Origin of the sequence: Paenibacillus sp. FSL R7-0179, assembly GCF_038002265.1 — a bacterium.
Classification (GTDB): domain Bacteria; phylum Bacillota; class Bacilli; order Paenibacillales; family Paenibacillaceae; genus Paenibacillus_AQ.
Genome location: NZ_JBBOCC010000001.1, coordinates 47830 through 60848, shown reverse-complemented (window position 1 = coordinate 60848; position 13019 = coordinate 47830). Strand labels below are relative to the sequence as shown.

At 53.7% G+C, this 13019-nt stretch carries 12 protein-coding genes; 6 read left to right on the top strand and 6 right to left on the bottom strand.

What is annotated here, in order from left to right; all coding sequences use genetic code 11:
- Positions 1-3: 3 nt before the first annotated feature.
- The 4 genes from MKX63_RS00250 to MKX63_RS00235 form a co-directional block, all read right to left on the bottom strand.
- Positions 4-729 carry a cytochrome c biogenesis CcdA family protein gene (locus tag MKX63_RS00250; RefSeq protein WP_341018462.1) on the bottom strand — a complete coding sequence of 242 codons (726 nt, stop codon included), beginning with the start codon at positions 727-729 and terminating at the stop codon, positions 4-6.
- Positions 730-763: 34 nt separating this feature from the next.
- Complete coding sequence (locus MKX63_RS00245) at positions 764-1804, bottom strand: sensor histidine kinase (RefSeq protein ID WP_341014480.1); 1041 nt, start codon at positions 1802-1804, stop codon at positions 764-766.
- On the bottom strand, positions 1804-2508 hold the full coding sequence (locus MKX63_RS00240) for a response regulator transcription factor (RefSeq protein ID WP_341014479.1): 705 nt from the start codon (positions 2506-2508) through the stop codon (positions 1804-1806). Before MKX63_RS00240 ends, MKX63_RS00245 begins: the two co-directional genes overlap by 1 nt.
- Positions 2509-2583: 75 nt before the next feature.
- A complete protein-coding gene (locus MKX63_RS00235) occupies positions 2584-3018 on the bottom strand; it encodes a stalk domain-containing protein (protein WP_341014478.1) in 435 nt (144 codons plus the stop codon).
- Positions 3019-3240: 222 nt separating this feature from the next.
- Here MKX63_RS00235 and MKX63_RS00230 point away from each other — a divergent pair, with 222 nt between their 5' ends.
- The 4 genes from MKX63_RS00230 to MKX63_RS00215 all read left to right on the top strand — a co-directional run bounded on the left by MKX63_RS00230 (position 3241) and on the right by MKX63_RS00215 (position 8667).
- On the top strand, positions 3241-4398 hold the full coding sequence (locus MKX63_RS00230; protein WP_341014476.1) for a 5-methyltetrahydropteroyltriglutamate--homocysteine methyltransferase: 1158 nt from the start codon (positions 3241-3243) through the stop codon (positions 4396-4398).
- A 656-nt stretch (positions 4399-5054) separates the two neighbouring features.
- The gene (locus MKX63_RS00225) at positions 5055-6122 is read left to right on the top strand and encodes an ABC transporter substrate-binding protein (RefSeq protein ID WP_341014475.1); all 1068 of its coding nucleotides are present in this window, start codon (positions 5055-5057) and stop codon (positions 6120-6122) included.
- Positions 6109-6891 (top strand): (2Fe-2S)-binding protein, encoded by a 783-nt coding sequence (locus MKX63_RS00220; RefSeq protein ID WP_341014474.1) that lies wholly within the window; start codon positions 6109-6111, stop codon positions 6889-6891. The genes MKX63_RS00225 and MKX63_RS00220 overlap by 14 nt, the downstream gene beginning before the upstream one ends.
- A gap of 51 nt (positions 6892-6942) precedes the next feature.
- A complete protein-coding gene (locus tag MKX63_RS00215; protein ID WP_341014473.1) occupies positions 6943-8667 on the top strand; it encodes an AraC family transcriptional regulator in 1725 nt (574 codons plus the stop codon).
- Between the two features lie 18 nt (positions 8668-8685).
- On the opposite strand, the gene MKX63_RS00210 is transcribed toward MKX63_RS00215, so the two are convergent.
- Both MKX63_RS00210 and MKX63_RS00205 read right to left on the bottom strand, forming a co-directional pair.
- Positions 8686-9117, bottom strand: a complete 432-nt coding sequence (locus MKX63_RS00210) for a DUF6442 family protein (protein ID WP_341014472.1) — start codon at positions 9115-9117, stop codon at positions 8686-8688.
- Positions 9114-9320 (bottom strand): helix-turn-helix transcriptional regulator, encoded by a 207-nt coding sequence (locus MKX63_RS00205; protein ID WP_036693024.1) that lies wholly within the window; start codon positions 9318-9320, stop codon positions 9114-9116. The genes MKX63_RS00210 and MKX63_RS00205 overlap by 4 nt, the downstream gene beginning before the upstream one ends.
- 152 nt (positions 9321-9472) lie before the next feature.
- On the opposite strand from MKX63_RS00205, the gene MKX63_RS00200 reads away from it, so the two are divergent.
- Together MKX63_RS00200 and MKX63_RS00195 are read left to right on the top strand one after the other, a co-directional pair.
- Positions 9473-11224 (top strand): ABC transporter ATP-binding protein, encoded by a 1752-nt coding sequence (locus MKX63_RS00200; RefSeq protein ID WP_341014471.1) that lies wholly within the window; start codon positions 9473-9475, stop codon positions 11222-11224.
- Complete coding sequence (locus MKX63_RS00195) at positions 11221-12975, top strand: ABC transporter ATP-binding protein (protein WP_341014470.1); 1755 nt, start codon at positions 11221-11223, stop codon at positions 12973-12975. The genes MKX63_RS00200 and MKX63_RS00195 overlap by 4 nt, the downstream gene beginning before the upstream one ends.
- The last annotated feature ends 44 nt before the right edge of the window (positions 12976-13019 follow it).

The following is a 13019-nucleotide window of genomic DNA, read 5'->3' as shown; positions in this document are numbered from 1 at the left end:
CCGTTATTGAATCCAGCTCACAATTGTATTCAACTGGTCTGTCATTAGCAGCAGTCCCATCCCGATAAGCATAAGCCCGGAGGCTATCTTGATGCCTCCCATGTATCTGTACAAGCGGCGAATCCGCTGCAGCAGATAGTCTGAGAAGACGGACATGATCAGGAAGGGAATCGCCAGACCCAGCGTATACAGAAGCATGAGGAATCCTCCATAAGCAGGGGAGCCTTCCCCGGCGGCGATGCTGAGAATGCCCGCCAGTACAGGGCCGATGCAGGGCGTCCAGCCGAAGCTGAACGTCAGGCCGAGCAGGAAGGCTCCGATATAACCGCCTTTTGTCACACGATTGCTGGATAGTTTTTTTTCGCGTTCCAGCCAGGGCAGCTTAATGAATCCCGTCTGATAAATCCCGAATAAGATAACGATGGCTCCGCAGATGGCAATGAACCTGGAGCTTGAAATGATATTGCCCAGGGCCCCGGAGCCGAAGCCAAGTAGAATGAAGACCACGGACAGTCCAAGAACAAACAGCAGAGTCCGCAGCATGAATACAGAACGGAAGCGGAAGGAGCCGGAGTCAGCCGCTCCCTGATTCGTACTGCCTGCTATGCCCCCGGACAAGTAGGACACATAGACCGGGAGCAGCGGCAGGATACATGGTGCGAAGAACGATAACAGCCCGGCACCAAATACACCGGACAAGAATACAAAATCACCAGCCAAATCAGTCACCACCTTGTGAGATACGGCTTACTGGACGCTGCGCCTATCGGCTGGTATACATTGGGATCGTAAACCAGAAGCAGCTCCCGGCGCCCTTGCTGCTGTCTACGCCAATCTCGCCGCCATGCAGCTCGACAATCGATTGGGCGATGGCGAGGCCGAGGCCGGCGCCGCCGCTATTTTTGCTGCGGGATTTATCGATCCGGTAGAACCGTTCGAAGATTCGTGAGGTCTCCGCAGCTTCGATCCCCTGGCCTTCATCTGTAACGGAGATTCGCAGGAACTGGCCTTCCTCGGTAGCGGATAACAAGATGGTCCCGTCCACCGGAGAATGTTGAATGGCATTCTGCAGCAGATTGGACAGCACCCGCTTCATCTGCGAAGTCATCATCAGAGCGGCAGGTAATTTATCCGGCAGATGAATCTCCACGTTCAGCTTCTTCTCCGCGAGATGGAACGAGAAGCTCTCCAGGGTACTGATCAGCAGCTCATCGGCATGGGATGGCTGCGGGTCGAAGCTCCCGCCGTTCGCCTCCAGACTGGATAGTTCAAATAAGTCATGGATCAGGCCCGCCAGCCGCTTCGTCTCCAGCCGGATCGTATTCAGATAACGCTGAAAAGTCACTTCGTCCTTAATCACATCATCCTCCAGCGCTTCAACGAACGATTGGATGGAGGCGAGAGGAGTCCGCAGATCGTGGGAGACATTGGCAATCAGCTCCCGGCGGGCGGATTCGGACTGGTGCAGATGGTCGAAGCTATCTTTTAACTTACTGCTCATTTCATTGAATTGCCGGGCCATCAGCTTGAACTCCTGCGGACCGATTAAGGGGACCACGGTGTGGAAATCCCCATCGGCAATCCGCACCGTCTGCTCGGTGATCCGGGCAATGGACTTCTCCACCGGCCGTGTCAGCAGATGCTGGAGAACGAAGGAGAACACGCCGATCCCGGCCGTGATGCCGGACAGGTAATAGAATTGGTCAATGGTGAGCAGCATCCGGGAATAGCTGACGAATAGACAGATGAGCAGGACGCCTATGCCGGTGAAGCTGGACAACAATAGATAGGTGCGCAGTTTCATCAGATACCCTCACCCGCAAACTTATAGCCGATTCCCCAGACCGTCTTGATATATTTCGGGTCGGAGGGCGTCTGTTCGATCTTCTCCCGTAATCTCCGGATATGGACGGTCACGGTGGTGGTATCCCCTTCATAGCTGAAATCCCACAGCTTGCTGAGAATTTGAGTCCGGGAAAAGGCCTGGCCGGGATGGCTCGCCAGCAGGTAGAGCAGCTCGAACTCGGTAACGGTCAAGTCAATCGCCTGCCCGCTGATCTCTACCGTCCGCTTCGCAACGTCAATGGTAAGTCCTTCGTACTTGATCGTGTGTTCAGCGGCAGTAGCAGGCGAGACCTGCACAACCCGCATTCTGCGTAGAATCGCCTGCACCCGCAGTACGAGCTCCCTTGGACTGAAGGGCTTGGTCAGATAATCATCCGCCCCCATTGTCAGCCCCATGAGCCGGTCCTGCTCCTCGCCGCGCGCCGTCAGCATGATGATCGGGAGATCATCGGTCTGCCGGATCTCGCTGCACACCTCCCAGCCGTTCTTATGCGGCATCATCAGATCGAGCACCATCAGGCTGGGCGGCTGGCTGCGCCAGAGCTCTAACGCCTCCAAGCCGTCCTTGGCAGTGGTGACCACATACCCTTCCCGTTCCAGATACCTGCGGCACACATCGGTAATATTCGGATCATCATCCGCGACCAGCACTCGTTCATTCATCCTAACCCACCCCATATCCGTAAAAATCCATTTGATTCCATCATATCATATGGCGGGGGCACTGCTCCGTCTGCCTTATTTCATAGCTTCAGCAGGCTTCATGTACATGGTCACTACCGTATCCGCCACATAAGTGCTGCCATCGTAAAGTGCCGGAGCCATGCTCAGGTTGACTGTTTTACCGTCGACCATCATTTTTTTCGACCCGATCATGACCTTAATCATCTTGCCCATCGGCTTTATGCCGTCATCTATCATCTTGCCGTCATCCGTCATCTTGCCGTCGTTCGTCATCTTGTCCATATACATCAGCGAGACGGAGCGGTCTTTGCTGTTCCATTCAATGCTGTAGCCGTACATCATGGCCGCCTGTCTTAGGTTCATCAGTTCCATGCCGTCCTTCTTCATCGTCTTGATGCCTGCCGCTGCGCCGGAGATGCCCGACACTGCCAGAGAAAGTGCCAATACTGCCGCCATCATGAACCGTTTGCCTGCTTTGCTGTTACCCATGCTAATCACGCTCCATTTCTTTGTAGTGGTTACATGGAACAGAATAAACGGGAGAGCTTACGATTCTCTAAGCGAAATCTTACGATTGTATTACGGCAGCGCAAAAAGCGTATAACTTCTTCCTATAACCAGGTATCGTTTTTAAGTGTTACGTCCCTCTATGCCCTTCATGCTAGAATTTATACACAAAGACAGAACAGTGGAACTAGAGGAGGACTAACCATGTGCGACAGATTTCAGATCGTAGGCAGCCTGCTGCGTCCGGCGGAGCTATTAGAATATAAGCAGCAAATCGAACACCGGGACGATATTCAGTATCCTTTTTACGGCGATTTCCAGGGCTATGAGCAGTGTGAGTCGAAGGCGATTCAGACGGTAGTGGAGCAGGAGAAGGAGAATGGGCTGTCGATTCTGACGGATGGAGAGTATTCCAAGTCGATGTGGCATCTGGACTTCGTGTGGGGCTTCCAGGGGATTGAGCGCTATATTGCGCCTCACGGCTATTTCTTCAGAGACATTGATGGCACCTCCAAATACGAGACGCGAAAAGACATCGGCCTCCGCATTACAGGCGAACTGGGCGGCAAGAATCACCACTTCCTTCAGGCTTACCGCCAGCTTCAGGAGCATGCCGGAGACCGGGAGACGAAGCTGTGCGTGCCTTCGCCGTCCCATATCTTCGGAGAGCTGTCCTGGTCGGATAACCTTGGCGGCGAGGGTGCAGTGTACCAGAACCGAGATGAGCTGAAGGCCGGTCTGGTGACGGCATATAAGGATTTTGTTGGGGAATTCGCAGCCGCTGGCGGCAAAATCCTGCAATTCGACGACTGCCTCTGGGAGCTGTTCGCCGACGATAATCCGAATTCGCCATTTACCGGTGAGGCAATCAACCATGAAGAAGTACAGAGTCTCGCCACAGAGTTCATCGACATTAACAACACCATTATTGATTACGGACATAGCTTGGGGCTCCTGATGTGGACCCATAACTGCCGCGGCAATTATGATTCCCGGAATATGGGCGGCGGCTCTTATGTGAAGATTGCCAACCTGTTCCTGAAGCAGCTGAAGTATGACCGCTTCTTCCTGGAGTGGGACGACGAACGCGCGGGCTCGCTGGAGGCACTTGCCGTGTTCAAGGATAGACCGGAGACGGAGATTGTACTTGGCTTGCTGTCTTCCAAAACCAGTACGCTGGACGATGAGACCCGTGTCCTCCGCATGCTGGATGAAGCGTCCACGATCATTCCGAAGGAGAGATTACTGCTCTCCCATCAGTGCGGCTTCGCCTCCTGCGACGGTGGGAATGAGCTGACGGAAGCAGAGCAATGGGCGAAGATCAGACAGGGGCAAAAGATTGCCCAGGAATATTGGGCTTAACTTCATTAATAATTAGCAACTGTTCATAAAAAGCAAGCCCGTATCTGGTAACCGGATGCGGGCTTGCTGCTGTTTAGGAGTTTCTCTGAACGAGGAGCAGATGGAATGTATATGAAAAACCGAATAGAATGTGACGGGCGAAGGTACCTAGGCCAATTGTATGCGGAAAACCGAATACAATGGGGGCTGCTGCGCCAAGGGAAGGACCCATCTCCACAGCCAGTAACATGTAGAGAGAAATCCTGCAAGAATTGCAACAATGCTGCTCCTTTCAAGCAGTTTATGCTGAAATTATGCAAGAAATGCAACAATTTCAGGGCTAATCTGCTCTAAACACCGAAAATTGTGCAAATAATGCAACATTGTACTCCAGCCAGTAATAGGTAAGGAGGAATCCTGCAAGAAGTGCAACAATTCGCTATACAAGCGGCTGGTGAGAGAAGGCATCAGCATCCTTCACCCGGCAGGGTGATTTCCTCATGTTCCCGTCTATATCACCTGCTATATAAACACCCTAATAGCAACCCATGTCGCATTTATCCGGCTGCCATGTCGCAAAAGTACATGGAAACAGAGGCAGCAGATCGGATATACTCGCTTTAACAATTATGATAATGAAAATCATTATCACATACTACATAACAGGGGGAGTCAGCGTGAACAGAGCAACACAGAAACAAGAGGCCGGCAGGAAGAAATTTGCCGCCCCAAAATTAGGACTATTCATGGTATGGATGCTGGCGCTGGTACTGGTAATGACAGCTTGCGGATCTGGAGGAGGCGCTAATGCAGGTGCAACCGCACAGCCGTCTGCGTCAGCGGAGCCGTCTCCATCGGCTGAAGCACAGGCGCATACATCGCCGGAGGCACAGGCTACAGCAGCCTACCCGGTTACCCTTAAAGATATGAAAGGTGAACATACGCTGACGGAGAAGCCGAAGGTGATCGCTGTACTTGACGTGAAATTCGCCGATCAGCTGATCGCGCTTGGAGAGAAGCCGGCAGGCAGCGTGGTTGCCGGAACCAAGGACGAGTTCCCGGAATATCTGAGTGCTCAGATGGAGGGTGTGAAGGTCCTGGGTACACGCGATGAGCCCAATCTGGAGGCAATTGTGTCGCTGAACCCGGATCTGATTCTGATGACAGATTTTCAGGAAGAAGCTTATGAGAGCGTAAGTAAAATTGCGCCTACTATTGTCCTGGACTTCTATGAGGATTGGCGGGATACGCTGGCTACCATCGGTACAATTACAGGTAAGCAGGCAGAGGCCGAAGTGGTGAAGAAGGCCTATGAGGATAAAATCACCGGACTGAGTGAGCAGCTGTCGGCGAAGCTGGGCGACGAGACGGTAGCGCTGATTCGTCCGAGACCGGAAGGGATTCGGGTACATGGTCCCGAGCACCGTACGGGAAGCATTTTGTATGAGGATCTGGGATTAAAGGCACCTGCGTTCGTTCAGGCGATCAAGGATGATACCTCGGTTGAAATATCGATGGAGACTGTCTCTGATATCGGGGCAGACCGCTATTTCCTGCTCTCCGATGATCTGTTCGCCAAAGAGGCAGAGGCTCTGGCCAGCAGTCCAATCTGGAAATCCCTTGATGCAGTGAAGAATAACCGTGCCTATGATGTGAATTCAACGCTCTGGATCGCGTATTATGGTCCCCTGGCGATCAATATTATTGTAGATCAGGCCTCGGAAGCGCTGCTTGGAGCTAACTGAGATGGACCTCTATCTGTCGTCGGCCCTCTGGAGGGAACTGGCGGAGGATTACCGGATGAGGCTGGGGGAGCCGCCGGCGGACAGCATCCGCACCATCGCTCTGAGTGAGCTGCAGGACGAAGCGGTATGCCGCGAATATGTTAGCTGGCTTAAGGATTATATCGGTGCGCCGGACACGCAGGTTGCCGCTTCCATGCTGGCCAAGCGGATCGGCTATCTGTGGATCGCGCCAATAGTGACCGCCATGACCGTTCATAATCGTGAAGTGTTCTTCCCGCTGGACAGAAGCTTCCTCTATCATCCGGCTTCTATAGAAGAGACGACCTTCCCTTTCCTGGCGGTGGACGGCCTTCAGTCATCCTCACTGGCGGGTGATCGGGGAGTGTGGCGAGAAGCTGTTGTACAGGAGAATTTTGCGGTACGGCTTGCACCGCTGCTGCAGATGCTTGCCACCGTTGGACCCGTCTCCATGGCCGTGCTGTGGGAGAATATTATGGTGCGTATTGCTCCGCTGTATGCGCCCGAATCAGGTCAATCCAGCGAAGAAAGGCTGTGGATTCAAGAGGACTTTTCGTTTCTGACCCGGACGGCTCCCGGCGCATTGTTCGGCGCAAGACGTAATCCGTTCACCCGGTTCACCGAGGGGAATGACGAGGCTCCGGTTGCGAAGAGCAAGCGCATTACCTGCTGCTTTTACTATCGGATGTCGGGGGAATATTGCAGAAAGTGCCCGAAAATTGACAATGAGAATGAATCTCAATTAAAATGACAGCAGGTCTATCCGTTTAGCAAAGGATACTGTTGTCAGGAGATGAGAGAAATGCCGCAACAAGAACAGGCAAGTCTATGGAGCGATACGGCGGTCAAGATGCTTGATGTGCGCAGTGGTACGGTTCCGCCCGGTGGTAGTGTGAGCGAAACGGAACTGGCGGCAAGTCAGCTGCTGCTGGCCATCGGCGGGCAGGGAGGGCTTGTGATGAATGGTGAAGGCTGCCATGTCCAGGCCTCTTTTGCTTGTCATGCTGCCAAGGGATCAGCCTATACTCTGAGTGCGGGATCAGACAACATTCATTATACAGCTATTAGCTACAAGGCCATTCCTGTTGCGGGAGCCGCCCATGTGCTCTTCCCGCAGCGCAATCACCCGCTGAGGACTTCATTTGTACACCACTCCGCGCCCCCTGCGGAGCTGCATATAGCAGCGGAGAGAATTGCAGCCAAATGGAGCCGGGGAGAAGGACTGGAGCGCTTCTATGCCAATGCGCTGCTGCAAGGTATGCTGTGCGAGCTTATTATGGAGCATGAACGTGGTCAGGGCGGCAGAGAGCCGGATATGGTGGGGGTTGTTACCGCCTATATCGAAGGGCATTATCGTCAGGAGCTGGGGCTTAAGGAGCTGGCCGCACTGGCCGGATGCGGCGTGCGGCAGCTCCAGCGGCGGTTCAAGCAGGAGAAGCGGCTCGGCCCGATGGAATACGTGATTCAGCTGCGGATGCAGAGCGCAGAGCGGATGCTGCGTTACACGGACGCTTCCATCGGCGAGATTGCTGAGCGGACAGGCTACCGCGACATGTATTATTTTAGCAGGGCGTTCAAGAAGCATTATGGAGTTCCTCCACAGCTCTACAGGCGTACTGCTGCTTCAGCTCCAGCTGCGCTCTCCGCTCCTTCGGGGAGGACAGAGCGCTTGGCCTCCCCGCACGGATCAATACAGGGCCCGGTAATCCCCCATCTGCGCGGCGAATATCTTGTCACCTCTGCTCCGCAGCGGATCGCCGTGCTTGACGTCCAGTATGCTGACCATTTACATGCCCTGGGGATGTCCCCCGCTGGAAGCGTAGGCTTCGGAAGCGGGGCGCTGAATTTCCCGCCGTATTTCCGGGAGAGATTAACGGCAACGGAAATGCTCGGCACGTATGAATACCCGGACTTACAGGCTGTAGAACGGCTGCGCCCGGATCTGATTATCTGCACCGAGGTGCATGCTCCGCACTATGAACGCTTAAGCCGGGTAGCACCTACGGTTATGTTCAAGCGCAATGAGAGCTGGCAGACAATTCTGCGCCGGTTCGGCGAACTGACAGGCAAGCAGGAGGAGGCAGAGCATATTATTGCTAATTATCTCCGCCGTACAGCTTTGCTGTCCGCAGAGCTTGCTCCGGTACTCGCGGGTAAAAGCGTGGCACTGATCCGTCCGCGCGAGTCCATCGTCCGGGTACACACGGCTTCTCACCGTACAGGCGCTGTGCTGTACCGCGACCTTGGTCTGCCTGCTCCGCGATTTGTGGCCGAACCCGCCTCCGACACGGCCTATCATATTTCCGTGGATAGACTTCCTGCAGTGCACGCCAACTACTACTTTTTGCTTAGCGGTGAGAGGATGCAAGAGGGGATATCGATGACAGAACAAAGCGTGAGGGGCATGCTAGGTGCAGACCAGCGGCAGCTTATATACCCGGTAGATGCGGCTACCTGGATCGGCTGCTACGGACCGACTGGCATCAACTGCATTCTGGATCAGGTGGCCCAGGCCTTACTGGCTTGAGCGGATCATGGCTGCCGCTCACATCTCCCGATCATACTTGAACCGGTAATAGACGCCGTACCCAATCGTGAACAGGTAGCCGAATACCAGTAACAGCACCACGGTGAGATCGGTCTCCATTAAGGCAAGAGCCAGCATCAAGGCCCCGAACACAAACACCATCATGTCATAGGCCTTCGCCTTCGCCCGGTTGGCAATGGTAACATTACGTTCATCGTTCTTGTTGATCTCTACCTGCTTGGCGGCGGCAGGGTTACTCTTCAACGCTTGCCGGCTCATGATCTCTCCCACGCCACTTCCGAACATGCCGGAAGCAAGCCCGATACAGACATAGGGCAGTGTCCGCAACACCCCCTCCGGCTCATGAACCGTTCTAATAAGGTACAGACTGCCTGCCAGCAGGACTACACCTGTAATAACCAGAAGATAAGCGGTGACGGATTTCTTCATGAATTCTCTTCCTCCTCATAAATAAAAATCTCCTCGATGCTCAGTCCGAAATAACGGGCGATCTTAAACGCCAGCAGGATGGACGGATTATAGCGGCCGTTCTCCAGTGAACCAATCGTCTGCCTGGATACCTCAAGCGCTGCTGCTAATTCCTCCTGCCTGATCCCGCGTTGCTTGCGTAGTTCTTCCAAACGGTTGTTCATGGAATCACTCTTTTCATGGAAAGTTAACTTTACATGGAGAGTGTATCTCAGGATGATCTAAATGTAAAGTTAACTTTCCGTTATTCGATGAATCGAGAGGTTGGTCACTCCCCATATACGAACATCCGTGCTACAATATTCCTTGTGAATATATGGAAGGCGGTGGGGCTGTGACTCCAGGGCAGTGGGTGTTCAAATTCATACGGATGCACAAGCTGGTATTTGTATGCGGTTTCTTAGTAACTACGTTAATGACCTTAGTGAACCTGATGTATCCGTTCCTGGGCGGACGGCTGATTAATATCGCTTTTTATGACCAGAATCTGAAGGCCTTCCTGAAGCTGTGTCTGATCTATGCCGGAATTCTCCTGTTCAATCAGTTCATTGTGGCGACGCTGAACAATCTGATCTCCTCCCAGCTGATGACGGGGTTCGTGTTCGATATCCGGCGGGCGCTATTCCGCAAGATTCTGCATCAGAAGGGGAAGGATCTCTCCGGGATGTACAGCGGTGATCTGATCAGCCGGATGAACCGCGATGCCAAGGACATTATGAATCTGCTCTTCTGGAGCGGACTGTGGGGGTATTCCAATCTGCTGCATATCGTGTTCGCCGTGGGCTTCATGTTCTATTATCATGTCCTGCTGGGATTGTTCACGGTGGTGCTGGTGCCTGTCGTGTTCTTGGCTTCGAAATATTTTAAGCAACGGGCGCTTAGCGTGAACCGGGATATGGCGGCAGAGCAGGGGAGGCTCTCCTCGTACTTATTTGAAATTGTGGCCAATATGCGGGAGATCAAGCTGCTGAATGCCGGGAGGCGGGTAACCCGCACCTATCTCAGAAGGACCGTCTCTATCCATCACAAGCATGTGGACAATGGAAGAATTGAAGTAACCACCGAGCGGGTGAACGCATTCATCACGCTTGCTGCACAGCTGCTGCTGTTCATCATCTGTGCCCGGCTGATTGTGAAGGGGCAGATGCAGCTTGGTGTTTTTGTGGCTGCCGCCAGCTATTTCAATATGGCTGTGACTTACTTCAGCTCGATAAGCGGCAAGATTACCGATACCTGGGGCCAGAGCGTGTCCTTGCAGCGTGTGGCGGAACTCCTGAATGAACAGGAGGAGGACTACAGAGAAGACCTTCTGCCCACACTGGTTAAGGAGGGGACGATTGAATTTCGCAATGTCAGCTTCGGATATACGAATGAGAGGCGGGTGCTGGACGGGTTCAATCTCCGTGTGGAGGGAGGAAGCATCGTCGGCATTGCCGGAAGGAGCGGAGCCGGGAAAACAACGCTCGGAAGCCTGCTTTGTAGCCTATATCCCGTTGACGGCGGCGAACTTCTGATTGATGGCCGCAACGTGAACGAATATAACCTGCACAGCTTGCGGAGTCAGGTGGGTGTGGTTCATCAGGAGACGGTTCTGTACGATAACACGCTGCGGTACAATCTGTCTTTTACGAATAACCGTGTTCAGGACAGTCTGTTACTCGAAGCACTTAAGAGAGCTGCGCTGCATGAGCTGGCCCAGAATCTCCCGGACGGACTCGACACAGTGCTGGGGACTTCCGGGCAGGAATTATCGGGCGGCCAAAAGCAGCGGCTGGCTATTGCACGAATCCTGGTCAAGAATCCGAAAATTCTGGTCTTCGATGAAGCGACTTCGTCCCTCGACAGCAAGAATGAGGCGCTGATCCGGCAGATGACCGGTGAGCTTGGGCTAGACCGGACGCTGATCATCATCGCCCATCGGCTGTCCACGCTTAGAGGCTGTGACCGGATTGCAGTGCTGGAGGATGGAAGGGTCACAGGCTACGATACGCACGAGGTGCTCATCAGAAGCAACAAAACATACATAGAACTATTTAGCGAACAATCTGCAGGAGGCGAAGCGGTATGACCATGACAAGATGGGCCGCCTATAAGGCGCTGACTCAGGGAATGGAAGGTGTCCGTAAGCCGCTGCTGGCGCTCGCACTGTTCAAGCTGTGGAATCTGGTCTGCGGACTGCTCCCGTTATTCCTGTACTCTATGCTCGTCAACCGCGTGCTGGTAGAGAAGCATATGAATGAGCTATGGCCCGTTATCGCGGGATATCTGGGAGTATTCCTGCTTACAACGGCCGGGATTGCGGTCAGCAGGCGCTACGCCAACCAGTTGCTCCTGAAGTATGACCTAAGGCTTAAGCGCAAGCTGCTGAATAGAGTGAGCAGCCTGGATTATGAGGAGTATAGCGGGTACAGCATTGGTGATCTGAAAAGCCGGATCGAGCAGGATTCAGCCGCCGCCGGACGGTTCTTCACGGTTCATCTGTTAGATTTCAGCTACGCTGTCCTGTATGCTGCTGCGCTTGCTGTGATCCTTGTAAGCTATGACTGGCGGATTGCCCTCCTTAGCTTCGTCTTCGTTCCGGTCTCCCTGCTGACAGTGAATGTCCTGGGCGAGAAAACAAGGAAGGCGGGGGAGGAGCTGTGGAGGCTGCAGAACGGGTACGAATCCTTTTTACATGGGAGTCTGCAGAACTGGAAGGATATTAAGACCAATAATCTGGAGGAGGCCCAGCTAAAAGAATTGAACGGGCATTATGCAGCCATCCGTCCGGTGTGGTTCCGCAGCCAGCTCTATCAGCATCTGGGCGTTACGTATTCGTTCTTCACCAAGAACTTCATTACCCAGCTGTTCATCTATTTCATTGGCGGACTCTTCGTGATTCAGGGCTACTCGGAGGTCGGTGTGCTGCTGGTGTTCATCAGCTTCTACGGGCAGTTCTTCGGGTTCATCGAGACGATCAGCAATGGCCTGATGAATTACAAGAATGATTCGGTGAATATCAGTAAAGTGATTGGACTGTTGCAGGCAGAGGCGGACCAGCGGCCTTACAAGCGCATTAGCGGACAAGAGATTGAGGTTCGAAATTTGCAGTTCCGCTATGAGGGGAAGACCTCCTTCGCACTGGACGGGATTTCTTTCTCGGTGGGGAAGGGGGAGCATCTAGCCATTGTGGGGCAGAGCGGCAGCGGTAAGTCAACGCTTGCCAGGCTGCTGACTGGACAGATGAAGCCTCAGGGCGGGAGCGTCCGCATCGGCGGCACGGATGTGCATGCGGTGAACAGCGGGAGTGTGGCGGCCAAGGTGAGCATCGTGGTGCAGGAGCCTGTTCTGTTCAATATGACGATCCGGGAGAACCTGCTGCTGGCTGGGGACGGGGCGACGGAAGCAGAGCTGATCGCCTGCTGCCGCAGCGCCAATATCTATGACTTCGTTGCATCGCTCGAGCAAGGGCTGGATACGGTTGTCGGGGAGAAAGGAATGAAGCTCTCCGGGGGCCAGAAGCAGCGGCTGTCGATTGCGCGGACACTGCTGCAGAAGCGGGATATTATTATTTTCGATGAAAGTACAAGCGCCCTGGACCCTGAGAATGAGAGCGGCATTAGGAAGGAGCTGAAGCGTCTGTCTACCGGAACTACCATGATATCGATTGCGCACCGCCTCTCTACGGTTCAAGACTGTGACAAGGTGCTGGTTCTGCAAGCCGGGAAGGTGTCAGCCTGCGATACCCATGCTAATCTGCATGGCCGGAATGAAGCCTATGATCTGCTGTTCCGCAGCCAATACGCCGCCTTAAGCAATACCACAGAACTTGTTCATTGACGGCGTCTCCGCCCGGTAATATATTAAAATTAAGATTTAAGTTG

Excerpts from the sequence above, each read along its gene's own strand:
- MKX63_RS00245 (WP_341014480.1), bottom strand. The coding sequence starts at position 1,804 with ATGAAACTGCGCACCTATCTATTGTTGTCCAGCTTCACCGGCATAGGC.
- MKX63_RS00200 (WP_341014471.1), top strand. The coding sequence starts at position 9,473 with ATGGAAGGCGGTGGGGCTGTGACTCCAGGGCAGTGGGTGTTCAAATTC.
- MKX63_RS00235 (WP_341014478.1), bottom strand. The coding sequence starts at position 3,018 with ATGGGTAACAGCAAAGCAGGCAAACGGTTCATGATGGCGGCAGTATTG.
- MKX63_RS00230 (WP_341014476.1), top strand. The coding sequence starts at position 3,241 with ATGTGCGACAGATTTCAGATCGTAGGCAGCCTGCTGCGTCCGGCGGAG.
- MKX63_RS00210 (WP_341014472.1), bottom strand. The coding sequence starts at position 9,117 with ATGAAGAAATCCGTCACCGCTTATCTTCTGGTTATTACAGGTGTAGTC.
- MKX63_RS00195 (WP_341014470.1), top strand. The coding sequence starts at position 11,221 with ATGACCATGACAAGATGGGCCGCCTATAAGGCGCTGACTCAGGGAATG.
- MKX63_RS00215 (WP_341014473.1), top strand. The coding sequence starts at position 6,943 with ATGCCGCAACAAGAACAGGCAAGTCTATGGAGCGATACGGCGGTCAAG.
- MKX63_RS00205 (WP_036693024.1), bottom strand. The coding sequence starts at position 9,320 with ATGAACAACCGTTTGGAAGAACTACGCAAGCAACGCGGGATCAGGCAG.
- MKX63_RS00240 (WP_341014479.1), bottom strand. The coding sequence starts at position 2,508 with ATGAATGAACGAGTGCTGGTCGCGGATGATGATCCGAATATTACCGAT.